We start from the raw sequence: 23,672 nt of genomic DNA, 5'->3' as shown, positions 1-23,672 counted from the left end.
ATGAATGAAAACACCGATTTATCTGGATTATTCTGCAACTACCCCGGTTGATCCTAGAGTTGCTGAAAAGATGACTGAGTGCCTAACAATGGATGGCAACTTTGGTAATCCAGCTTCACGCTCACATCTCTTCGGCTGGAAAGCGGAAGAAGCAGTTGAATCTGCTCGCCGTCAGGTTGCTGATCTTATTAATGCTGACCCGCGTGAGATTGTTTGGACTTCAGGTGCGACCGAGTCTAACAACTTAGCTATTAAAGGTGCGGCTCATTTCTATCAGAAGAAAGGCAAGCACATTATTACGTCTAAAATCGAGCATAAAGCCGTTTTGGATACTTGCCGTCAGTTGGAACGTGAAGGTTTCGAAATTACTTACCTAACGCCAAACTCTGATGGTTTGATTGAGCCGCAAGCGGTAGCTGAAGCGATTCGTGAAGACACGATCGTCATCTCTCTTATGCATGTTAACAACGAAGTAGGCACGATCACTGATATCGAAGCGATTGGTGAACTGACTCGTTCGAAAGGTATTATCTTCCACGTTGATGCTGCTCAAAGTGCGGGCAAAATTGAGATCGATCTAGGTAAAGCTAAGGTTGATTTACTATCTATCTCTGCCCACAAGATGTACGGCCCAAAAGGTATTGGTGCGTTATTTGTTCGCCGCAAGCCTCGTGTACGTCTAGAAGCTCAAATTCATGGTGGTGGTCATGAGCGTGGTATGCGTTCTGGTACGTTACCAACTCACCAAATTGTAGGTATGGGTGAGGCTGCTCGTATTTGTAAAGAAGATCTTGCAAAAGATACAGCGCTTATCATCGCATTGCGTGATCGCTTCTTGGCAGGTATGGGTGAAATGGAGGAGGTTTACCTAAATGGCTCTAAAGAGCAGCGTGTTCCAGGTAACCTAAATATTAGTTTTGCTTTTGTAGAAGGTGAGTCTTTGTTGATGTCGCTGAAAGATCTCGCGGTATCATCTGGTTCAGCTTGTACATCTGCTAGCTTAGAGCCTTCTTATGTACTACGTGCATTAGGTTTGAATGATGAACTAGCACACAGTTCTATTCGTTTCTCCTTTGGTCGTTTCACTACTGAAGAAGAAGTGGATTATGCAGCTGCTCAAATTCAAGATGCAGTTAGCAAATTGCGTGAGCTCTCACCTCTGTGGGATATGTTTAAAGACGGTGTCGATCTGAGCAAGGTTGAGTGGGTACATCACTGATCTGGCACTAAGACTATTTGGAGGTCGTCATGGCTTATAGTGAGAAAGTAATTGATCATTACGAGAACCCTCGTAATGTCGGCAAAATGAATGATAACGATGGTAACGTTGGTACAGGTATGGTTGGAGCGCCTGCTTGTGGTGATGTTATGCGTCTGCAGATTAAAGTAAGTGATGAGGGCATTATCGAAGATGCTAAATTCAAAACTTACGGTTGCGGTTCTGCAATTGCATCGAGCTCACTAGTTACTGAGTGGGTTAAAGGTATGTCTCTTGAAGAGGCCGCTGAGCTTAAAAATACAGCTATCGCTGAAGAGCTAGCGCTACCACCAGTGAAAATTCACTGTTCAGTATTGGCTGAAGATGCAATTAAAGCTGCTGTTGCAGACTATAAAGAAAAACAAGACAAATAAGACTCGACTTATTTGTTGGGAGAGCTAGACGTTTATGGCAATTACCATGACTGATGCTGCAGCAGATCATGTTGCGCGCTATCTAGAGAAACGCGGTCACGGCGAAGGTGTTCGCTTGGGTGTGCGTACTTCAGGTTGTTCCGGTATGGCTTATGTTCTTGAGTTCGTTGATGAAGTGAATTCTGAAGATGAAATTTTCAAGGGCCCGCAAGACGTTAAGATTGTGATAGATCCAAAGAGTCTATTGTATCTTGATGGTACTGAGCTGGATTTTGTTAAAGAGGGACTTAATGAAGGGTTTAAATTTAATAACCCTAATGTCTCTAGCGAATGTGGTTGCGGCGAAAGCTTTAACGTCTAATTCTTCTTGGCAGAACGATGGATATCAATAAGAATTATTTTGATTTTATCGGCCTGCCGATATCATTTCATGTAGATCAGGCAGTCTTGTCTGATCTATCCCGTGAACTGCAAAAAACACTTCACCCAGATCGCTATGCGCATAAATCTGAGCGTGAACAGCGCTTAGCTGTTCAGTATATGGCGCATCTGAATGAAGCCATTGCTACATTGCGCTCACCATTGCTACGTGCTCAATATCTGCTGTCATTGCAGGGTATTGATACGATTAGTGAGTCTTCTACTGCTATTGATCCGATGTTTTTAATGCAGCAGATGGAACTGCGTGAGCAATTGGAAGAAATTCCTGATCAAGATGATCCATTTGAAGAGCTTGAATCAATGCAGAACGATGTGGCTGAATCGTTAGGGCAGTTACGGGAACAGTTTGCACAGTGTTATCAGTCAGAACGGTTAGAAGATGCTGCTGTCATTGTGCGCAAAATGCAATTTTTAGAAAAACTGATAGTCGAGATTGAGCGTCTTGAAGATCGGTTGGATGGCTGACGCAAATATATGGCGCTATTACAGATAGCAGAACCGGGGCAGAGTGAAGCTCCACATCAGCATAAGTTGGCAGTAGGTATTGATTTAGGTACGACCAACTCTCTAGTGGCATCGGTAAAGAGTGGTGAAGCGGTTACTTTACCTGATCTTGAGGGCGAACACTTATTGCCTTCCGTTGTGCGTTATCTTCCTTGTGGTAACTCCCAAGTAGGTAGCGAAGCTCGCGCACACGCGTCCGAAGATCCATACAATACAATCATTTCTGCTAAACGTCTTATGGGGCGTGGTGTTGCTGATGTTAAAGCGCTGGGTGATGAAGCTCCATATCACTTTGTGTCTGAAGATGGCGGTATGCCATACATTCGCACGGCTGCAGGTAATAAGAGTCCTGTTCAGGTTTCGGCAGATATCCTAAGCAGCTTAGTAGAACGTGCTGAAGAAGCGCTTGGTGGTGAGTTGGTTGGTGCGGTTATTACTGTGCCGGCGTACTTTGATGATGCTCAACGTCAAGCGACAAAAGACGCTGCTAAAATTGCCAATATCAAAGTGCTCCGTCTACTTAATGAGCCGACTGCAGCCGCAGTTGCTTATGGTTTGGATGAAGGTAAAGAAGGTGTTATTGCTGTTTATGATCTTGGCGGTGGTACTTTTGATATCTCGATATTGCGCTTAAATAAAGGTGTTTTTGAAGTATTGTCTACTGGCGGTGACAGTGCTTTAGGGGGCGATGATCTTGATCTTGTGCTGGCGCAATGGTTTGCTGAACAGCTTCAGCTTGAGCAAATCGATAGTCATGCTTCTCGTTACCTGACAGAGAAAGCTAAAGAAACTAAAGAGCTTCTAACAGAAAAGTCTCAAGTTAGCGTTGTTTTAGAACTTGGATCTGAGTGTCATGAGCTAGTGGTAACGCGTGAAGGTTTTGATTCTCTTATAGAGCCATTAGTAAAACGTACAACTCGTGCTTGTCGCCGTGCATTGAAAGATGCAGGCGTATCAACAGATGAAGTACTTGAAGTCGTCATGGTGGGAGGTTCGACTCGTGTACCACTAGTGCGCGAACAGGTTCAGAAGTTCTTTGGTCGTGAACCGCATATCAATATAGATCCGGATCGTGTTGTTGCTATAGGTGCTTCAATTCAGGCCGATGTGCTAGCCGGTAATAAGCCAGATAGCGATATGTTGTTGCTGGATGTTATTCCTCTATCGTTGGGTCTTGAAACGATGGGTGGTCTAACTGAAAAGGTTATTCATCGGAATACTTCTATCCCGGTTGCGCGTGCACAAGAATTTACTACTTACCAAGATGGTCAAACGGCCATGGCGATTCATGTTGTCCAAGGTGAGCGTGAATTAGTTCAGGATTGTCGATCGCTTGCACGTTTTGTCTTACGAGGAATCCCTCCGATGGCGGCGGGCGCGGCTAAGATTCGCGTAACATTCCAGGTTGATGCTGATGGTTTGCTTGGTGTTGAGGCAAAAGAGCTGACATCGGGTGTAGAAAGCAGTATTCAGGTAAAACCCTCTTATGGTTTGGGTGATAGTGAAATTGCCGAGATGCTGAAATCATCGTATCTCAATGCTGCAGAAGACAAAGACGCGCGTGCATTGAGGGAGCAGCAGGTAGAAGCTGATCGATTGATCGTATCTTTGAAAGATGCTCTAGCTGCGGATGGTGATAAATTACTGAGTGAAGGTGAAAAGTCTCAGTTAGAAAATGAAATAGAAACTCTGGTAAATATTCGCCAGGGTAGTGATGTGAGTGCGATTGAACAGGGGATCTCTGTTTTATCAAAAGCATCTGATGAATATGCTGCACGCCGTATGGATTATAATATTCAACAGGCGCTGCAGGGGCATAGTGTTGATGAACTTGGGGAGAGTGAGTAATGCCGCAGATTATTTTTCTGCCACATGATGATTTATGCCCAGAGGGTAAAGTGATTGAAGCTGAAGCAGGCGTAACAGTTTGCGATGCGGCGCTTGCGAATGGCATTCATATTGAACACGCGTGTGAAAAATCTTGTGCGTGTACTACCTGTCACGTGGTTGTGCGTGAGGGCTTTGATTCTATGGAAGAGTCGGATGAGCTTGAAGATGATATGCTTGATAAAGCTTGGGGTTTAGAGCCTGAGTCTCGTTTAAGTTGCCAGGCTGTAGTTGCTGAAGAAGATTTGGTTGTTGAAATTCCAAAATACACAATTAACCAAGTGTCAGAGCGACACTGAGGAGCTGGTTGTGAGTCTTAGATGGACAGATGTTCTAGATATCGCTATTGAGTTATCTGAAAAATATCCAGATCAGGACCCAATGGTAATTAGCTTCCCTGATCTCTACCAGAAAGTAATGGATCTCGAAGAATTTGATGATGATCCAGAACGTTGTGGTGAAAAAATTCTGGAAGGGATTCAGATGGCTTGGATAGAGGAGATGGATTAATTCCATTTCGTGCTTTGAAACAAACCCGGCTTGCCGGGTTTGTTTGGTTATGGGCGCTAATATTAGCTACTGTCTTCTGTTAGAAGAGTGGCGTATAATTGCGCGCTGATTTCGAGGGGCTATCTAAAAGCCTATTTTCAGCTGCCTAAGTTTATGCGTGATTTTTGTTTAATTGTGCGTAGGTATCGCTGTGCTGGTTTTTAGATATTTCTTTTATTTTAATTTTGGGAGTTAAAACAATGGCTCTAGAACGTACGTTCTCTATCATTAAGCCTGATGCTGTTGCTAAAAATGTTATCGGTAAAATCGTTTCTCGTTTCGAGTCTAACGGTCTTAAAATCGTTGAAATGCAACTAAAGCAGCTTTCTAAAGAAGAAGCTGAAGGTTTCTACGCTGAGCACAAAGAGCGTCCTTTCTTCGGTGATCTAGTTGAATTCATGACTTCTGGCCCTGTAGTTGTTCAGGTTCTAGAAGGTGAAAACGCAATCGCTCTTAACCGCGAACTTATGGGTGCAACTAACCCGCAAGAAGCGGCTGAAGGCACTATCCGTCGCGATTTTGCACAGTCTATCGACGCAAATGCTGTACACGGTTCTGACTCTCCAGCTTCTGCTGAGCGCGAAATCGCATACTTCTTCGGTAAGTAATTACCGTTTGGGCTGTCTGTAATCTAGACTTTTTATGGGCAGCCTGATTTTGTTACAAATTATGAGTACCTGTCATCCATGACTGAATCCACTAAAAAAGTAAATTTACTCGGTTTATCTCCAACAAAGATGGAAGCTTTCTTTGAGGAAATTGGGGAAAAGAAATTCCGAGCGACTCAAGTGCTGAAATGGATTCATCAGCTTGGTGCTTCTGATTTTGAAGAGATGACAAACATCAGCAAAGCGCTGCGTCAAAAATTGGCGGAGGTTGCTGAGATCCGTGAGCCTGAAGTGCTTATGGAAAAAACTTCTAAGGACGGAACTCGTAAGTGGGTTATTCGCACGGAAGGTGGCTCCAGTGTAGAAGCTGTATTGATCCCTGATGGTGAAAGGAAGACCCTCTGTGTTTCTTCCCAGGTGGGGTGTTCTCTTGACTGCAGTTTTTGTTCTACAGGTAAGCAAGGTTTTAACAGTAATCTAACGGCGGCTGAAATTATCGGGCAGCTTCGGATTGCGATTCGCTCTTATGGTGATTACAACACGACCTCGCAGCGCGTGGTATCCAATGTTGTAATGATGGGTATGGGCGAGCCCTTAATGAATTTTGAAAATGTTGTCGATGCGATGACTTTAATGATGGAAGACAATGCATACTGTCTTTCTAAGCGTCGAGTAACGTTATCAACAGCAGGTGTTGTACCGGCTATCGATAAGTTAAAAGATGTGACGGATGTGTCTTTGGCTGTATCCCTGCATGCGCCAAATGATGATCTGCGAGATATTTTGGTTCCAATTAATCGCCGTTATCCTATCAAAGAATTAGTAGCTGCGTGTAACCGTTACCTTGAAAATTTAAATGATAAGCGTGTTATTACCGTTGAATATACGTTGATTAACGGCGTGAATGATAAGCCTGAACACGCGAAGCAGTTATTAAAAATTCTGCGTAAGATGCCATCGAAGCTGAACATAATACCGTTCAATCCATTCCCGAATTCGGGCTATGAACGTCCATCAGAAGAAAGAATTCTGGCATTTAAAGAAGTAATCGTTCATGGTGGAATTGTAACTACAGTACGACGTACGCGTGGTGATGAGATTGATGCAGCCTGCGGTCAGTTAGTGGGACAAGTAGCAGATAAAACTCGACGCAGCCAAAAATATATTCCTGTTGTCCAAGAAGAACAGCAGGTGTCGCAAAATACGCAATAAGAGGGATAGCGCGTGAGAGGAATCAAACTGGTACTCGCTTTATTAATGGTGCTAGTCGTTGCAGGGTGTGCAACTAAAGGCTCCTCCAAAAATAGCGAAAAAACTCAGGCCCACGAGGCTTATTCCCGCTTAGGGTTTGAATATCTTCAATCAGGCGATACTTCAAACGCTAAAACCTCATTTCAGAGGGCGATTGAGATAAACTCGGGTTATGCTGAAGCTCATAACGGCATAGCTTTAGCCTTTCAGATTGAAGGCGATGATGCTTTGGCAGAAAAATATTTCCGCCGAGCAACCGCACTTGAGCCTTCATCAGCAATGATGCACAATAATTTCGGCGCATTTTTGTTTGCAAAAGGGCGTTATGAAGAGTCGTGCCAAGCGTTGGCAAGAGCGACTGAGGATCCTTTTTATAATCGTCGTTCCCAAGCATTTGAAAATTTAGGTCGTTGCTATCGCTACCTGAATCGTGAAGATGCAGCCAAGCATGCTTTCCAGCGCGCGCTTCAGGTTACCGCTAATAGACCGGTGTCTATGGTTGAGTTATCTGAAATATTGCTTGCTGAAGGAAACTATCCTGAAGCAGATAAACAGTTTCAAAAATTCTTAGCGCTTGTTGAAAGCCGTAGGGTTGAGCATTACGCTAAAAGCCTTTGGGTTGGTATTCGTCTAGCAAGAGAAGAACGTAATGCATCCCGTGCAGCTACATACGCTTTGATATTGAAGAATTTATTTCCTGAATCAAAAGAGTATCAGGAATATAAGGAGTCCACTCGTTGAGCACAGAACAGCAGGAATGTTTGCCCGAAGTATTGGCAGAAGAGTGGGGAGCGCGTTTAACCACAGCACGTGAAAATCTATCCTTAAGTATTGAGCAGGTAGCGACAGATCTTAATTTACCTGCACACTATATCAGTCAACTGGAAGCTTGTAGCTTAGAAGGCTTGCCAAGCCTTGTTTTTGCTAAAGGCTACATCCGCGCTTATTCTAAACTGCTTCATTTGGATGATGATCAACTGGTTTCGGAATTTGAGGCGATTCATGGTGAGGGTGGGAAAGGTCAAATCCGCCCAGTAAGTCGTGTCCGTCAGCAAGTCGAGATGAATCATCCGGTGATGAAAATTTCAACTTGGCTCATTGTCATCGCTCTTATAGGTTTAATTTTATGGTGGTGGCAGACTCAACATGGTGGGTCTTTAGAAGATATAACCCCTACAGAAGAAAGCTCAACTCAATTAGAACCATTGCCAGACCAGGCCGAAGATGCGGTTGTAGCATTAGACGGCGGCACAGCGCAGTTAGTGTTACCAAAATTAGATGATCAGCTTGCTTCTGATTCAGTAGAGGAGCAGGTGTTTGCAGAAGAGCAATCTGAAGCTGAACCTGAATATTTAACTGCAGCAGAAATTAAAAAGTTGCAAACAGCGATTGAGCAGAATGAAGCTCAAGCTTCAGAAGAAGCTGAAGCTCTGCCAGTGCCTGCGCCTGTTCCTGCATCTTCTGTGGCTGACCTAAGTGAAGTGAATTTTAGCGCCTCTTTTATTGCAGAGTGTTGGGTGTCAATCAAAGATGCTAATGGCAAGACTCTGTTTAATAATTTAAGAGGTAAAGGGCAAAGTCTTAATGTGACGGGTAAGCCACCGTTGAATATTTTGATCGGGGCTGCAGATGCTGTATCTAGTGTTAACTATAATGGTAAAGCTCTTAATCTAGATCCTCACACACGTAAGAATATTGTCCGCTTGACCCTTCCGGTAGCAGAATAATTTAAATTAAGGTTTTCGTTTTGGCCAAGATTAAAGCCATTCGCGGGATGAATGATATCCTGCCTGAGCAAACGCCAGTATGGCAGTACCTAGAAAAAACAGTTGAAGATGTTTTATCAGCATACGGGTACAGTGAAATTCGTATGCCTGTGGTTGAACAAACAAATCTTTTTAAGCGATCTATCGGTGAGGTTACTGATATCGTAGAAAAAGAGATGTATACCTTTGAAGATCGTAATGGTGAAAGCTTAACGTTACGTCCAGAAGGTACCGCAAGTTGTGTCCGAGCAGCAGAGGAGCATGGTTTGCTGTTCAATCAGATGCAGCGTTTTTGGTATCAAGGGCCTATGTTCCGTTATGAACGCCCACAGAAAGGCCGTTATCGTCAGTTTCATCAAATTGGCGTAGAGACATTTGGTATGGCGTCTTCTGATATTGACGCTGAAGTTATCATGCTAAGTGCTCGTCTATGGAAACGTTTAGGGCTTCTCGATTCAGTAACGCTGCAATTAAATTCTCTAGGAAGTAATGAGGCAAGAGCGGATTATAAAGCTGCACTTGTGGAATACTTAGAAGAAAGAAAGGATCAGTTGGACGAAGACAGTTTGCGCCGTCTTGACTCCAACCCGCTACGTATTCTGGATAGTAAAGATCAAAATACGCAGGCGTTACTTGATGCAGCCCCAGTTCTGACAGATTATCTGGATGAAGAGTCGAAAACGCACTTTGCTGAATTAACCGCAATGTTAGATGAGGCCGGTATCGCCTATGAGATTAATCCTCGTCTAGTACGTGGTCTTGATTATTACTGCAAAACAGTTTTTGAGTGGGTTACCGAGAAATTAGGTGCTCAAGGTACAGTATGTGCAGGTGGACGATATGATGGCTTGGTTAAACAGCTTGGTGGACGTCCAACACCTGCCGTAGGTTTTGCAATGGGTGTTGAACGCCTGATTCTATTGTTGGAGACATTAGATCTGATACCTGAAAGTGTGAAGCAGCCCTTTGATCTTTATGTGGCTGCTGAAGAGAAAGGTATTCAATCGCGAATCGTATTGTTTGCGGATAAACTACGTGATCAGTTCCACGGTTTAAGGGTCCGTATTCACTGTGGTGGTTTAAAAAATATCAGCCAAAAAGCGCAGCAAACGGGTGCGCCTATTGTTCTGTTGCTTAAAGCAAACGATAATCAGCAACTTTCTGGCGCAATTTGGTACGACAAAGAGCCTTCATTCGATCTTGATGAAGAGCAAATTGTCGATAAGATCAGCAGTCTAAGATAAGTCTGATTAGTAATAATACGAACGTTAAAGTTTATTAGATACAGGAGTTAAAGGTGGCAGAATTACGCACCGAAGAAGAGCAGGTCCAGGCACTCAAAAGCTGGTGGAATGAAAACGGCAAATCTCTAATTTTAGGTGTTGCTGTGGCATTGGCTGCTGTATTGGGATGGAAAGGCTGGCAGGATCAACAAACTGCTCAAGCTGAAAATGCCTCTATCCTGTATCAGAACCTTCTAGAAGCAGTTGTAGGTGCAGTAGGACCTCAACAGGATGAAGCTCAAATGGCTACTGCGACTCATTTGAGTCAGCAGCTAAAAGATGATTATGAAGGTACTGCATATGCTAATTATGCAGCGCTAATCATGGCGCGTGTTGCTGCAGATAATAATGAGTTGCCAAAAGCGCTAGCAGAGTTGGAGTGGTTGCTTAAAAATCAGCCAACAGAATCTATGTTTATCTTAGCTAATCTGCGTAAAGCGCGCATTCTTGCTGCTCAAGGTGACGTAGATAAAGCGCTGACGCTTATTGCTACTGTGCCAGTAGGTGGTTATAAAGTTGCGATTGAAGAGCTAAAAGGTGATCTGTATTTACAAAAGGGTGATGCAGATAAAGCTCGTTCAGCCTACAAAGTCGCGGTTGCAGCGGCAGGTCAAGAAGGTTCTCGACCTATTTTGGAAATGAAACTTAATGACTTGGCATCTGAGGATAGTTAAATGAAGAGCCTTGTTCGTGTAACTGCTGTTGGTTTGTTGGCTGCTGTTGTCAGTGGTTGCGGGTTTTGGGGTGATGATGGCGAAGAGATAGAGCCTACACCGTTAGAATCATTTGATGCAGAGAAAAAAGTATCGGTTCTTTGGTCAACTTCAGCCGGTTCGGGTATGAAGGGGAAGTTCCATCAGTTTCAGCCAGCTATCGATCATGACGCTATTTTTGCGGCGGATGCCGACGGTTCTGTTACAGCTTTTGATTTAGAAACAGGTAAGAAGCGCTGGGCGGTTGAGCTAGAACAGTCGATTGTTGGCGGTGTGGGTGCCAAATTCGGCAAAGTTGCTGTTACTACCGATGAAGGCGAGGTGATCGTTCTTGCTGCAGATAATGGTAATGAGTTATGGCGTGGTAAAGTTAGCTCGGAGGCAACATCAGCGACTCAGTTTAATGCAGAATTAGCAGTTATTCAGCTGATCAATGGTAAAATCGTTGCGTTTGAAGCTAGTACGGGTGAGAGGCGTTGGGTTTACGATAGCCAAGTTCCAAGACTTACTCTGCGTGGTACAAGTACGCCAATCGTAGCAAGCGATGTGACTTTTGCTGGTTTGGCCAGTGGTAAGTTGGTTGCGTTAGATAACCAAAAAGGTATTCCAATTTGGGAAAATCGTGTCGCGCTTCCGCAAGGTCGTTCTGAATTAGAGCGTATGGTCGATATCGATGGTCGCCCTTTACTTGTTGACGGCATGTTATACGTTACGAGTTATCAGGGACGTTTAGTGGCGATTAACCCATTTAGAGCTCAGGTTGTATGGGCACAGGATGTATCAAGCTACCGTTCAATGGCTGAAGGCTTTGGTAATATCTACGTAAGTGAAGCTGATGATTCTGTACAAGCATTCGATAGAGGAAGTAGCGCTAGTGTATGGCGTCAAACCAAACTTCAATATCGAAGCATCACTGCACCTGTTTCTTTAGGTTCTGAAATTGCAGTGGCTGATCGTCAAGGATACATCCACTTCCTGTCACAGATTGATGGCCGCTTTATTGCGCGTCATAAACTAGACTCATCAGGTGTCTATGGTGATATGGTCGTAAAAGATGATGTTCTATATGTGCTAACTAATGGTGGTCGATTAGCTGCCCTAAGTTTGCAGTAATTAGATTATAAATTTTCAGGCGGCTATTTGCTGAGCAGATAGCCGCCGTTTTTGTTTTTACCTGCACTTAAAGCAGGGGTGAGTAAAATGCTTCCGGTAATTGCGCTAGTTGGTCGACCAAATGTCGGCAAATCTACTTTGTTTAATCGTCTAACTCGTTCTCGAGATGCCTTGGTTGCTGATTTGCCAGGTTTGACCCGTGATAGAAAATACGGTGAAGGTCGATTGGCAAATGAAGAACAGGATTACATTGTTGTTGATACCGGGGGTATTACCGGTGATGAACAAGGTATTGATTATGAAATGGCAAAGCAGTCCCTTCAGGCAGTGGAAGAAGCGGATGTAGTGCTATTTATCGTAGATGGCCGGGCTGGTATTAACCCAGCAGATGAAATGATTGCGAATTACCTTCGTCGCAGTAATAAGCCATTCTATCTTGTTGTTAATAAAACTGATGGTTTAAACCCTGATGTAGTCGTCGCTGATTTCTACGAATTAGGTTTCGGGCAGCCATTCCCTATAGCTGCTTCACATGGTCGTGGTGTAACTCAATTAATTGAAATGGTTCTTGAGGAGCTTCCTGAAGTTGAGGAAGAAACACAAGAAACCATGGATGAAGTCGATAAGAGTATTAAAATCGCGGTAGTTGGACGCCCAAATGTAGGTAAATCTACTTTGGTTAACCGTATGCTAGGTGAGGATCGTGTTGTTGTCTTTGATAAGGCTGGAACAACACGTGATAGTGTTTACATTCCATATATTAGGGATGAGAAAAACTACACCTTAATTGATACGGCGGGTGTGCGTCGACGTAAGAATATTACAGAGGCGGCAGAGAAGTTCTCTATCGTTAAGACACTTCAAGCAGTTAATGATGCTCATGTCGTTGTGTTTGTGATTGATGCTCGAGAAGGTGTTACTGAGCAAGATATGCACATGCTCAGCTTTGTCATCGATAGCGGTCGCTCGATGGTCATCGCACTAAACAAGTGGGATGGCATGACAGGTGATGAGAAAGCAAAAGTAAAAGAGCAAATTGAAAGAAAGCTAGAATTTGCCGATTTTGCTGAAATGCATTTTATTTCAGCATTGCACGGAAGTAATGTTGGCAATATGTACGACTCAGTCGATGAAGCATATGAATATGCAATGGCGAAGTGGTCAACGAGTAAGTTAACCCGATTACTAGAAGATGTGGTCGCTGATCACCAGCCTCCAATGGTTAAAGGTCGCCGCATTAAATTACGTTATGCACACCAAGGTGGCTCTAACCCACCAGTAATCGTGATTCACGGTAATCAAACAAAATCTCTACCAGGTTCTTACAAGCGTTATCTGGAAAATAAGTTTATTCAGGTGCTCGGTATTAAAGGCACGCCAATTCGATTTGAATTTAAATCGAGTGAAAACCCCTTTGAAGGAAAGCAAAATCTGCTTAGTAGTCGTCAATTGGCTAAAAAAGAGCGTTTCCGTGATCACGTAAGGCAGTTGAAAAAAGCGAATAAAAAGAAAAAAGCTAAGTACAAAAAATGAGCGACAATTCTAGACTTCCTATAGGCGTATTTGATTCAGGTGTAGGTGGACTGACTGTACTAAATGCGCTTAGGAAGCGTTTACCTTCAGAGAACCTTCTGTATCTAGGTGATACTGCTAGGGTTCCTTACGGAACTAAAAGCGCTGCATCAGTAACCCGATATGCAGAGCAAGCAGCAACTGCGTTGGTGGAGCGTAAAATAAAGCTTTTGGTAATTGCTTGTAATACTGCTTCAGCGGTTGCTGTTGAGCCTTTACAAGCAATTTTTCCGCAGCTAGCTGTTATGGGTGTAGTAGGTCCAGGTGCTGAAGCAGGTTGTGAAGTAACGCGTAATAACAATATAGGTATTATCGCAACCGAGAGTACGGTTAATAACCAAGCCTATCAAAACGCAATTCTCAAACTAAATCCTGAAGCATCTGTTTCAGCAGAAGCTTGCTCCTTATTTGTAGCTTTGGCGGAAGAAGGTTGGCATGAAGGTGAATTAGTGGAGCGGATTGTAGATAAGTGCCTTCAGCCACTTAAGCATAGAGGCTTAGGTAAAATTGATACTCTTGTTTTAGGTTGTACACATTTTCCTGCTTTAAAATCCAGTATAGCTGCGGTTATGGGTGAAGATGTTAGCTTGGTGGATTCTGCTGAAACTACAGCAAAAGCCGTTGAGAGAACATTGGCTGAATTGGGGGCTCTTAACATATCCACAGAAAAGGGCGAAGTTGAGTTCCTCGTTACAGACGATCCTTTAAGGTTTGCTCGAGTAGCGCCCAACTTTTTTACCGAGAGTATTGATGTTGGTGAAATACAACTGGTGGATATCCAGCATTTCAATACACCAGACTAAAATGCACTATATAAGAGGCGCTGAAGTAAAACTCAGCGCCTTTTTTGTATCAATTGACTAGTATTTATACGCTGCTGATCGGTCCTTGATCGATTCGTGGTGTTTTGTAAGTTTTTTACAACTTTTTTCACTTTTTTTACCATGCGCTGTTGACGTTGTTCGGGAAGTCTCTATAATTCGCCGTCCTTGCTTGGGGAGGCCACTTTTTAAGGGGTTACAGAGCCAAACAAGGTGTTCAGTAAGTGATTGAAAACGTTTGTTTTTTAGGTTGCTTACGGATCAGGATTCAAAGTTCGTTTGCTGAGTAAATAGTTTTTACAAAATTGCAAAATAAACGGTTGACTTTGAATGAGCGCGCAGTAGAATATGCGCCTCGCTTGAGACGAAACGCTGAGTCAGCGGAGAGTCAAAAAGCAACGCTCTTTAACAATTTGATCAGATAATTCGTGTGGGCGCTTGTTGAGAAGAAGCAAGCTTTTTCTAGACAAGCAACCAAGTGAATTCATTTAAAGCGATTTACAAAGGTTTAACGTTCTTAAGAATGTTATCCGGTTGTTTAGTACTAGAGCCCGTTACCACATTCCTGGTAACAACAATGATTTAAACTGAAGAGTTTGATCATGGCTCAGATTGAACGCTGGCGGCAGGCCTAACACATGCAAGTCGAACGGTAACATGACTAGCTTGCTAGTTGATGACGAGTGGCGGACGGGTGAGTAACGCGTAGGAATCTACCCAGTAGCGGGGGATAAGCCAGAGAAATTTGGTCTAATACCGCATACGCCCTAAGGGGGAAAGCAGGGGATCTTCGGACCTTGCACTATTGGATGAGCCTGCGTGAGATTAGCTTGTTGGTGAGGTAATGGCTCACCAAGGCAACGATCTCTAGCTGGTCTGAGAGGATGATCAGCCACACTGGAACTGAGACACGGTCCAGACTCCTACGGGAGGCAGCAGTGGGGAATATTGCACAATGGGCGCAAGCCTGATGCAGCCATGCCGCGTGTGTGAAGAAGGCCCTAGGGTTGTAAAGCACTTTCAGCAGTGAGGAAAGGTTGTACGTTAATACCGTGCAGCTGTGACGTTAACTGCAGAAGAAGCACCGGCTAACTCCGTGCCAGCAGCCGCGGTAATACGGAGGGTGCGAGCGTTAATCGGAATTACTGGGCGTAAAGCGCGCGTAGGTGGATTGGTCAGTCAGATGTGAAAGCCCAGGGCTCAACCTTGGAACTGCACCTGATACTGCCAATCTAGAATACGGTAGAGGGTAGTGGAATTTCCTGTGTAGCGGTGAAATGCGTAGATATAGGAAGGAACACCAGTGGCGAAGGCGACTACCTGGACCGATATTGACACTGAGGTGCGAAAGCGTGGGGAGCAAACAGGATTAGATACCCTGGTAGTCCACGCCGTAAACGATGTCTACTAGCCGTTGGGAGACTTGATCTTTTAGTGGCGCAGCTAACGCGATAAGTAGACCGCCTGGGGAGTACGGCCGCAAGGTTAAAACTCAAATGAATTGACGGGGGCCCGCACAAGCGGTGGAGCATGTGGTTTAATTCGACGCAACGCGAAGAACCTTACCAACTCTTGACATCCTGCGAACTTGCTAGAGATAGCTTGGTGCCTTCGGGAACGCAGAGACAGGTGCTGCATGGCTGTCGTCAGCTCGTGTTGTGAAATGTTGGGTTAAGTCCCGTAACGAGCGCAACCCTTGTCCTTATTTGCCAGCACGTAATGGTGGGAACTCTAAGGAGACTGCCGGTGACAAACCGGAGGAAGGTGGGGACGACGTCAAGTCATCATGGCCCTTACGAGTTGGGCTACACACGTGCTACAATGGTCGGTACAGAGGGCTGCAAACCTGCGAAGGTAAGCTAATCTCACAAAACCGGTCGTAGTCCGGATTGGAGTCTGCAACTCGACTCCATGAAGTCGGAATCGCTAGTAATCGTGGATCAGAATGCCACGGTGAATACGTTCCCGGGCCTTGTACACACCGCCCGTCACACCATGGGAGTGGATTGCACCAGAAGTAGCTAGCTTAACCTTCGGGAGGGCGGTTACCACGGTGTGGTTCATGACTGGGGTGAAGTCGTAACAAGGTAGCCCTAGGGGAACCTGGGGCTGGATCACCTCCTTAAACGAAAGCCGATTCTCGGCAAGCGTTCACACGAATTATCTGATCAGAGAAGTTAAGAGCAACGGTGTAGGCTTGTAGCTCAGCTGGTTAGAGCGCACCCCTGATAAGGGTGAGGTCGGTGGTTCAAGTCCACTCAGGCCTACCAATCAATAGCCTTACTGTTTTTCTTGGGGCTATAGCTCAGCTGGGAGAGCGCCTGCTTTGCACGCAGGAGGTCTGCGGTTCGATCCCGCATAGCTCCACCATCATCCTTGGGATGAGAAAGGAAGAGTTTTAAAACATATTGTCATGTAAGACATTATCTTTTAAAGCTTTTTTGCTTTAAACGCTCTTTAACAATTTGGATTTGATTCATTTGATTTAGATTTAAGACATGTAGTTTTACTGCATGCGCCAATTCGGCGAAATCTATCGTTACTAGCAATACAAGTTACTGTGATTCCAGACGCCTTCGGGTTATATGGTCAAGTGACTAAGCGTGCACGGTGGATGCCTTGGCAGTCAGAGGCGATGAAGGACGTTGTAACCTGCGATAAGGTTCGGGGAGCTGGTAAACAAGCTTTGATCCGGACATTTCCGAATGGGGAAACCCACCTATTTATAGGTATCTTTTAACTGAATACATAGGTTATTAGAGGCGAACCTGGGGAACTGAAACATCTAAGTACCCAGAGGAAAAGAAATCAACCGAGATTCCCTAAGTAGCGGCGAGCGAACGGGGATTAGCCCTTAAGCTTTATTAGGTTTAACAGAACACTCTGGAAAGTGTGGCCATAGTGGGTGATAGCCCCGTATGTGAAAAACCTTTTAAAGTGAAATCGAGTAGGACGGCACACGTGAAACGCTGTCTGAATATGGGGGGACCATCCTCCAAGGCTAAATACTCCTGACTGACCGATAGTGAACCAGTACCGTGAGGGAAAGGCGAAAAGAACCCCTGTGAGGGGAGTGAAATAGACCCTGAAACCGTGTACGTACAAGCAGTGGGAGCCGTTTTAGGACGGTGACTGCGTACCTTTTGTATAATGGGTCAGCGACTTACTTTTAGTGGCAAGGTTAAGCATTTGCGGAGCCGTAGGGAAACCGAGTCTTAATAGGGCGTCCAGTCGCTAGGAGTAGACCCGAAACCGAGTGATCTATCCATGGGCAGGTTGAAGATGCAGTAACATGCATTGGAGGACCGAACCGACTGTCGTTGAAAAGCCAGCGGATGACTTGTGGATAGGAGTGAAAGGCTAATCAAACTCGGAGATAGCTGGTTCTCCTCGAAAACTATTTAGGTAGTGCCTCGTGTCTAACCATGGGGGGTAGAGCACTGTTTCGGCTAGGGGGTCATCCCGACTTACCAACCCGATGCAAACTCCGAATACCCATGAGTTCAATCACGGGAGACACACGGCGGGTGCTAACGTCCGTCGTGGAAAGGGAAACAACCCAGACCGTCAGCTAAGGTCCCAAAGTTTATGCTAAGTGGGAAACGATGTGGGAAGGCTTAGACAGCTAGGAGGTTGGCTTAGAAGCAGCCACCCTTTAAAGAAAGCGTAATAGCTCACTAGTCGAGTCGGCCCGCGCGGAAGATATAACGGGGCTAAGCATAACACCGAAGCTACGGATGCACTTTGTGCATGGTAGAGGAGCGTTCTGTAAGCTGTTGAAGCGGAAGCTGTAAGGCACCGTGGAGGTATCAGAAGTGCGAATGCTGACATGAGTAACGATAAGGGAGGTGAAAACCCTCCCCGCCGGAAGACCAAGGGTTCCTATCCAACGCTATTCGAGGTAGGGTGAGTCGGCCCCTAAGGAGAGGCTGAAGAGCGTATCCGATGGGAAACAGGTTAATATTCCTGTACTGCTCATAACTGCGATGGGGGGACGGAGAAGGCTAGGCTAGCGCGGCGTTGGTTGTCCGCGTTTAAGGTTGTAGGTTTAGAGTTTAGGTAAATCCGGACTCTTCTAAGACCGAGAACCGATGACGAGGTCCTTTATGGACTGAAGTAGTTGATGCCATGCTTCCAGGAAAATCCTCTAAGCTTCAGGTTATGACTAACCGTACCCTAAACCGACACAGGTGGTCAGGTAGAGAATACTAAGGCGTATGAGAAAACTCGGGTGAAGGAACTAGGCAAAATGGCACCGTAACTTCGGGAGAAGGTGCGCCGGTTTTGGTGATGGGATTTACTCCCTAAGCTGAGGCCGGTCGAAGATACCAGGTGGCTGCGACTGTTTATTAAAAACATAGCACTCTGCAAACTCGAAAGAGGACGTATAGGGTGTGACGCCTGCCCGGTGCCGGAAGGTTAATTGATGGGGTTAGCGCTTGCGCGAAGCTCTTGATCGAAGCCCCGGTAAACGGCGGCCGTAACTATAACGGTCCTAAGGTAGCGAAATTCCTTGTCGGGTAAGTTCCGACCTGCACGAATGGCGTAACGATGGCCACACTGTCTCCACCCGAGACTCAGTGAAATTGAAATAGCTGTTAAGATGCAGTTTACCCGCGGCTAGACGGAAAGACCCCGTGAACCTTTACTACAGCTTCACAGTGGACTTTGACATTACTTGTGTAGAATAGCTGGGAGGCTTTGAAACTCTGTCGCCAGATAGAGTGGAGCCACCTTTGAAATACCAGCCTGGTAATGTTGAGGTTCTAACCCAGTTCCCTAAGCGGGATCGGGGACATTGTGTGGTGGGTAGTTTGACTGGGGCGGTCTCCTCCCAAAGAGTAACGGAGGAGCACGAAGGTACCCTCAGCATGGTCGGAAATCATGCAATGAGCGCAAGAGTAGAAGGGTGCTTGACTGCGAGACAGACACGTCGAGCAGGTACGAAAGTAGGTTCTAGTGATCCGGTGGTTCTGTATGGAAGGGCCATCGCTCAACGGATAAAAGGTACTCCGGGGATAACAGGCTGATACCGCCCAAGAGTTCACATCGACGGCGGTGTTTGGCACCTCGATGTCGGCTCATCACATCCTGGGGCTGAAGCCGGTCCCAAGGGTATGGCTGTTCGCCATTTAAAGTGGTACGCGAGCTGGGTTTAGAACGTCGTGAGACAGTTCGGTCCCTATCTGCCGTGGGCGTTTGAGATTTGAGAAGAGTTGCTCCTAGTACGAGAGGACCGGAGTGAACGAACCTCTGGTGTACCGGTTGTGATGCCAATTGCATTGCCGGGTAGCTACGTTCGGACGGGATAACCGCTGAAAGCATCTAAGCGGGAAGCCTCCTTCAAGATGAGATCTCACTGGGAACTTGATTCCCCTAAAGGGCCGTTGAAGACTACGACGTTGATAGGTTGGGTGTGGAAGCGCTGTGAGGCGTTGAGCTAACCAATACTAATTGCCCGTGAGGCTTGACCATATAACGCCCAAGGCGTTTGGCAAGTGACTTGTAAGATATGTAAGACGATAGAGAGTAACGAATTAGCGCGTAGTAGAGCTACAGTCGAAAGCTTATCTAGATCAAATAAAAGAAGAATCAGATCTAAGTTGTAACAGTTTTGCTTGGCGACCATAGAGTTGTGGAACCACCTGAATCCATCCCGAACTCAGACGTGAAACGCAACATCGCCGATGGTAGTGTGGGGCTTCCCCATGTGAGAGTAGGTCATCGCCAAGCATTTAATTAAAGAACCCCTGATCGGAAACGGTCAGGGGTTTTTGCTTTATGCGCTATCTAAACCAATACACTCTCCAACTAGCAACTAGCAACTAGCAACTAGCAACTAGCAACTAGCAACTAGCAACTAGCAACTAGTAATTGGTAATGGAAGGTATTTATTGTTGTAGGCTAAGTGTACTTACAATGTCTTCTTTAAGGTCGGCGTAGTCGAAGTCACTAATTCCGAGGAAGTTCAAGACAGGCATAATCTTGATCGCTTCTTCTTTAGGATCAGGTATACGCCAAAAGTGTCGGTAAGCATCGCTTATATCTCGTGCTAGAAGAAGCATGCATAGCTTTAAACGCATTGCCTCTTTTTCATCAGCGGGTTCTTTGAAGGTCTTCTCGTAATAGGGTTGTCGGCCAATGGCTTCGGCTGTTGATTCGCCAATATTCCATTTTCTGGCTAGTTCGGAACTTAATTGATAATGGCTAACGCCATATAGGGCGAGTTCTTGCTCATTTATCTCAGTGAGACTTGCTCCATTGAGTTCTCTTAGTTTATCTTTAAATTCTGGTTTCGCCTGCATTAATAGAGGAATGCCGCTGTCGTGTAGCATACCCAGAGTGTAGGTTTCGTCGGGATCTAAGTTGGTAAACTGATTTGCTAAAGCTGCGGTAATACGAGCCACTTCTGTTGCTGTATCCCAAAATCTCTCCATGGGGCCTACGGCGGAAAGGCTATTTTTCAATGCCGCTAGTTGTACAATGTTGAACACACGTTTGATACCCAAAAGTGCAACTGCGCGTTCAACAGAAGTTATCTCTGTCCGAATTCCAAAATACGATGAGTTAACTGTTGCGATAACTGAGCTATATAAAGCCACATCCTGTTTGATCAAATTACAGATCCCTTTGATATCAGGGTCTGACTGTCTTAGGGCCTCAGTAATACTGATTAGTACCTCTGGACGAGCAGGTATAAGATAGCTTGTTGATTGTTCAGAAACATGAGGCATACAGTCTTTCTCAAATAGTTGTTAAAATACAACTTACTTTATTCAATGATAGCTGACAATTTTTAATTGTATTCAAAAGCTTAGCTTAGACTAATTATCTGGCTAGCATACTTTGTCGTAACATTTATTTTTTTCAGTTAAATGAGGCATTAGATGTTAAATATTGCTGCTTTTACTTTTAATTATGATCAACTGGAAGATCGAATTCTTCTGGTAGGTAATCTGAGTAATGGCCAGCAGAGAATAGATTTTTGGCTCACCCGAAAACTGGTTCTACGTTTGCTTGACGCTGTCCAAGGCTTACTGGAAAAGACTGTTTCTGAAATAGCGGATGCACCAGTTCAACAAAAGATGCATATGGCTCAGTTTCATCATGAGGATGCTCAGCAAGCTCTTCAGGTTCAGCGTGAAAGCGCTCAAGTTACGGCTGAAAGTGCGCTACTACTAAGTCGTTTGGATATTAGTCATCACGAAGGGCAATATAAGCTTTTATTCTTTTCTGGCGGTGATGAGCCTGTTGCTGCTAGTGTTCTTAGCTATCAAGAGCTTCATCAGATCTTCCATCTTTTACATCGTGGTGCCGTTGGCCTCGATTGGGGTGTTGCGGCAGAATTGTTCCAATCTTTTAATCAGCCTCAAACCCTACAATGAATAAACCTAAACCTTTCGTTGCGCGTGGATCTAAAACCCAGCGTTGCCAGTCTTGTCTTTTGTCTGTTCGCGCTTGTATTTGTGATTACAAGATTCAGTACGATGCTTTAGCGAGTTTCTACTTACTTATGCATCATGATGAAACATTCAAGCCAACTAATACTGGGCGTCTTATTGAGGACTGCATTGCTGGCACGCAGCGATTCAAATGGTCAAGGACAGAGCCTGGTAAAGACCTGCTCAAAGCAATTAATCATGACGCTATAGATCCTTACATCGTCTTTCCAGAAGGTGATGACTATCAGGCTAGAATGGTTGATTTTGAGCTTAAGCCTGGGAAAAAGCCGGTTTTTATCATTCTCGATGGTACTTGGCGTCAAGCTAGGCGTATGTTTAGGCATAGCCGTTATTTGGATCACCTTCCTGTTATCCAACCCCAAATTACCTCAACCTCTCAGTATAAGTTGCGTAAGGCGGCTGTCGCTGGGCAATTGTGTACTGCTGAAGTAGCTGCCGAAATGTTAAAGCTGGCTGGTGACCAAAAAGGGGCTGAAATAATGTCAGATTATTTCGCTATTTTTAATAGCCATTATCGGGCAGCGAGACTAAATCGACCGCTTGACGATGAGGCGGAAGAAAAGAGGCGCTTAAAGGCCTGTCAGCTCGCTTTACAGGTTTGATAGGTCCAGTATTAACTTTCCAGCCAAAATGTAACCGGTCCATCATTGACTAACGAAACGGTCATGTCAGCAGCAAAAATTCCTGTCTCTACTTCCGTGTGTTTCTGCTCAGCCTGCTTTACAAAGTAGTTATATAGTTTTTCACCATGCTCTGGTGATGCGCCTGAAGAAAAGCTTGGGCGTAACCCTTTTTTTGTGTCTGCAACAATCGTGAATTGAGAGACTACGAGTAGTCCACCATTGATTTGTTGTAGGTTGAGATTCATTTTTCCTTCTGCGTCAGCAAAGATGCGATAACCAAGTATTTTCTTTAGAAGTTTGTTGGCATCTGCTTCAGTATCATCTTTCTCTACACCTAGTAGTAATAAAATACCTTGTTCAATTTTGCCTACGGTTTCAGCGTTGACTTCGACGCTTGCCGATTTGACTCGTTGGATTAGTGCTTTCATATCCTGTTTTTCTTGTGTCCGTACGTTTTATGCCAATGAGATGGCGAAGTTATCTGTTGCATGAATAAGGTTGTCAGTAATGCCAGGTTCAAACGCTGAGTGGCCTGCATCCCGTACGATATGAAACTCTGATTCTGGTAAAGCGTCATAGAGGGCTTGAGCTTGTTCTATCGGACAAACCATATCGTAGCGGCCATGTATGATCACTGTTTTGATTTCTGAAATCTGTGCGCAATTATCAATGATTTGGTTAGGTTCTATAAAGGCTTTATTTATAAAGAAATGTGCTTCAATTCTCGCCATAGCTAGCGCAATATGGGGATCTGCAAAATGATCAACTATATCGTTGTTTGGATCTAGAGTTGAGCACCTACCTTCCCAAATAGACCATGCTTTTGCTGCAGACATACGAGCGATTTCATTAGTTGAGGTTAAGCGCTTGTAGTAGGCTTTGAGCATGTCGTCTCGTTCAGTGCTAGGAATGACCTGTTCGTACTCTTTCCAATAGTCGGGGAAAATAGCGCTTGCACCACGTTGATAAAACCACTGGATATCCTGATCTCGACAGAGAAATATTCCTCTTAGAATCATGCCGGAAACGCGATTTGGATGAGCTTGTGCGTAGAGAAGGCTTAGGGTTGATCCCCACGAACCACCGAATAGTAACCATTTATCTACATTCAGGTGTTTTCGGATTGCTTCCATGTCTGCTATTAGATCCATGGTCGTATTATTTGTGAGATCTGAATGAGGCGTGGATTTGCCGCAACCTCGTTGGTCAAACAAAATGATCCGATATTTTTCTGGATCAAAAAAGCTGCGATGAGCTGGGGCAGTCCCGCCGCCTGGTCCGCCGTGAATAAATAAAGCTGGAATACCTTGAGGGTTGCCACTTTCCTCTACGTAAAGGCTGTGGGTATCAGAAACCTTTAGCTGAAATTCGTTATAGGGATGTATTTCAGGGTAGGGAATGCGCATATAGCCTCCGGCACAGATTGACGTCCTAACTTTTAAGTAT

Annotated in this window: 21 protein-coding genes, 2 tRNA genes and 3 rRNA genes; 23 read left to right on the top strand and 3 right to left on the bottom strand. The window is 44.9% G+C overall.

Going from position 1 to position 23,672, the window contains the following annotated elements:
• The first annotated feature begins 4 nt into the window (after positions 1–4).
• From ACMXYV_RS14175 to rrf, 21 genes are all read left to right on the top strand, one after another.
• A complete protein-coding gene (locus ACMXYV_RS14175; RefSeq protein WP_415889105.1) occupies positions 5–1,219 on the top strand; it encodes an IscS subfamily cysteine desulfurase in 1,215 nt (404 codons plus the stop codon).
• Between the two features lie 29 nt (positions 1,220–1,248).
• Complete coding sequence (gene iscU / locus ACMXYV_RS14170; protein ID WP_415882222.1) at positions 1,249–1,632, top strand: Fe-S cluster assembly scaffold IscU; 384 nt, start codon at positions 1,249–1,251, stop codon at positions 1,630–1,632.
• A 34-nt stretch (positions 1,633–1,666) separates the two neighbouring features.
• The gene (gene iscA / locus ACMXYV_RS14165; protein WP_415889104.1) at positions 1,667–1,993 is read left to right on the top strand and encodes an iron-sulfur cluster assembly protein IscA; all 327 of its coding nucleotides are present in this window, start codon (positions 1,667–1,669) and stop codon (positions 1,991–1,993) included.
• Positions 1,994–2,010: 17 nt separating this feature from the next.
• Entirely contained in the window at positions 2,011–2,538 is a 528-nt protein-coding gene (hscB, locus tag ACMXYV_RS14160; protein WP_415889103.1) for a Fe-S protein assembly co-chaperone HscB, read from the top strand.
• Positions 2,539–2,547: 9 nt separating this feature from the next.
• On the top strand, positions 2,548–4,425 hold the full coding sequence (gene hscA, locus ACMXYV_RS14155) for a Fe-S protein assembly chaperone HscA (protein ID WP_415889102.1): 1,878 nt from the start codon (positions 2,548–2,550) through the stop codon (positions 4,423–4,425).
• Entirely contained in the window at positions 4,425–4,763 is a 339-nt protein-coding gene (fdx, locus tag ACMXYV_RS14150; protein ID WP_415889101.1) for an ISC system 2Fe-2S type ferredoxin, read from the top strand. The genes hscA and fdx overlap by 1 nt, the downstream gene beginning before the upstream one ends.
• Positions 4,764–4,773: 10 nt before the next feature.
• Positions 4,774–4,974, top strand: coding sequence for a Fe-S cluster assembly protein IscX (gene iscX, locus ACMXYV_RS14145; protein ID WP_415889100.1), 201 nt, complete (start codon positions 4,774–4,776; stop codon positions 4,972–4,974).
• 239 nt (positions 4,975–5,213) lie between these two features.
• A complete protein-coding gene (gene ndk / locus ACMXYV_RS14140; protein WP_067869919.1) occupies positions 5,214–5,621 on the top strand; it encodes a nucleoside-diphosphate kinase in 408 nt (135 codons plus the stop codon).
• 78 nt (positions 5,622–5,699) lie between these two features.
• Positions 5,700–6,833 (top strand): 23S rRNA (adenine(2503)-C(2))-methyltransferase RlmN, encoded by a 1,134-nt coding sequence (gene rlmN / locus ACMXYV_RS14135; protein ID WP_415889099.1) that lies wholly within the window; start codon positions 5,700–5,702, stop codon positions 6,831–6,833.
• Positions 6,834–6,845: 12 nt separating this feature from the next.
• The gene (gene pilW / locus ACMXYV_RS14130; RefSeq protein ID WP_415889098.1) at positions 6,846–7,613 is read left to right on the top strand and encodes a type IV pilus biogenesis/stability protein PilW; all 768 of its coding nucleotides are present in this window, start codon (positions 6,846–6,848) and stop codon (positions 7,611–7,613) included.
• Positions 7,610–8,599 (top strand): RodZ domain-containing protein, encoded by a 990-nt coding sequence (locus ACMXYV_RS14125; protein ID WP_415889097.1) that lies wholly within the window; start codon positions 7,610–7,612, stop codon positions 8,597–8,599. The genes pilW and ACMXYV_RS14125 overlap by 4 nt, the downstream gene beginning before the upstream one ends.
• A gap of 47 nt (positions 8,600–8,646) precedes the next feature.
• Positions 8,647–9,882: a histidine--tRNA ligase gene (hisS, locus tag ACMXYV_RS14120; protein WP_415891450.1), complete on the top strand. Its 1,236-nt coding sequence runs from the start codon at positions 8,647–8,649 to the stop codon at positions 9,880–9,882.
• A gap of 53 nt (positions 9,883–9,935) precedes the next feature.
• Positions 9,936–10,595, top strand: a complete 660-nt coding sequence (locus ACMXYV_RS14115) for a YfgM family protein (RefSeq protein WP_415889096.1) — start codon at positions 9,936–9,938, stop codon at positions 10,593–10,595.
• Entirely contained in the window at positions 10,596–11,747 is a 1,152-nt protein-coding gene (gene bamB, locus ACMXYV_RS14110) for an outer membrane protein assembly factor BamB (protein ID WP_415889095.1), read from the top strand.
• Between the two features lie 87 nt (positions 11,748–11,834).
• Positions 11,835–13,280 carry a ribosome biogenesis GTPase Der gene (gene der, locus ACMXYV_RS14105; protein ID WP_415889094.1) on the top strand — a complete coding sequence of 482 codons (1,446 nt, stop codon included), beginning with the start codon at positions 11,835–11,837 and terminating at the stop codon, positions 13,278–13,280.
• Positions 13,277–14,122, top strand: a complete 846-nt coding sequence (gene murI / locus ACMXYV_RS14100; protein WP_415889093.1) for a glutamate racemase — start codon at positions 13,277–13,279, stop codon at positions 14,120–14,122. Before der ends, murI begins: the two co-directional genes overlap by 4 nt.
• A gap of 602 nt (positions 14,123–14,724) precedes the next feature.
• Positions 14,725–16,265, top strand: a 16S ribosomal RNA gene (locus tag ACMXYV_RS14095).
• 68 nt (positions 16,266–16,333) lie between these two features.
• Positions 16,334–16,410 (top strand) — tRNA-Ile (locus ACMXYV_RS14090).
• Positions 16,411–16,434: 24 nt separating this feature from the next.
• Positions 16,435–16,510 (top strand) — tRNA-Ala (locus ACMXYV_RS14085).
• A gap of 217 nt (positions 16,511–16,727) precedes the next feature.
• Positions 16,728–19,615: ribosomal RNA gene (locus tag ACMXYV_RS14080) — 23S ribosomal RNA — on the top strand.
• A 142-nt stretch (positions 19,616–19,757) separates the two neighbouring features.
• Positions 19,758–19,873, top strand: a 5S ribosomal RNA gene (gene rrf, locus ACMXYV_RS14075).
• Together the 16S, 23S and 5S rRNA genes with 2 tRNA genes alongside form the textbook arrangement of a ribosomal RNA operon.
• A gap of 158 nt (positions 19,874–20,031) precedes the next feature.
• Here rrf and ACMXYV_RS14070 read toward each other — a convergent pair.
• Positions 20,032–20,874, bottom strand: a complete 843-nt coding sequence (locus tag ACMXYV_RS14070; protein WP_415889092.1) for an HDOD domain-containing protein — start codon at positions 20,872–20,874, stop codon at positions 20,032–20,034.
• 153 nt (positions 20,875–21,027) lie between these two features.
• Between ACMXYV_RS14070 and ACMXYV_RS14065 the strand changes: the two genes are divergently transcribed.
• Positions 21,028–21,525: a hypothetical protein gene (locus tag ACMXYV_RS14065; protein ID WP_415889091.1), complete on the top strand. Its 498-nt coding sequence runs from the start codon at positions 21,028–21,030 to the stop codon at positions 21,523–21,525.
• On the top strand, positions 21,522–22,205 hold the full coding sequence (locus tag ACMXYV_RS14060) for a tRNA-uridine aminocarboxypropyltransferase (RefSeq protein ID WP_415889090.1): 684 nt from the start codon (positions 21,522–21,524) through the stop codon (positions 22,203–22,205). The genes ACMXYV_RS14065 and ACMXYV_RS14060 overlap by 4 nt, the downstream gene beginning before the upstream one ends.
• Before the next feature lie 11 nt (positions 22,206–22,216).
• Here the strand turns inward: ACMXYV_RS14060 and dtd are convergent, their stop codons facing one another.
• Positions 22,217–22,654, bottom strand: a complete 438-nt coding sequence (gene dtd / locus ACMXYV_RS14055) for a D-aminoacyl-tRNA deacylase (RefSeq protein ID WP_415889089.1) — start codon at positions 22,652–22,654, stop codon at positions 22,217–22,219.
• A gap of 27 nt (positions 22,655–22,681) precedes the next feature.
• Positions 22,682–23,632: a prolyl aminopeptidase gene (pip, locus tag ACMXYV_RS14050; RefSeq protein ID WP_415889088.1), complete on the bottom strand. Its 951-nt coding sequence runs from the start codon at positions 23,630–23,632 to the stop codon at positions 22,682–22,684.
• Positions 23,633–23,672: the final 40 nt, after the last annotated feature.

The organism is Neptuniibacter sp. SY11_33 (assembly GCF_047778025.1).
GTDB lineage: Bacteria > Pseudomonadota > Gammaproteobacteria > Pseudomonadales > Balneatricaceae > Neptuniibacter.
The sequence above is the reverse complement of the archived record's forward strand: the minus strand, read 5'-3'. Positions and strand labels throughout refer to the sequence as shown.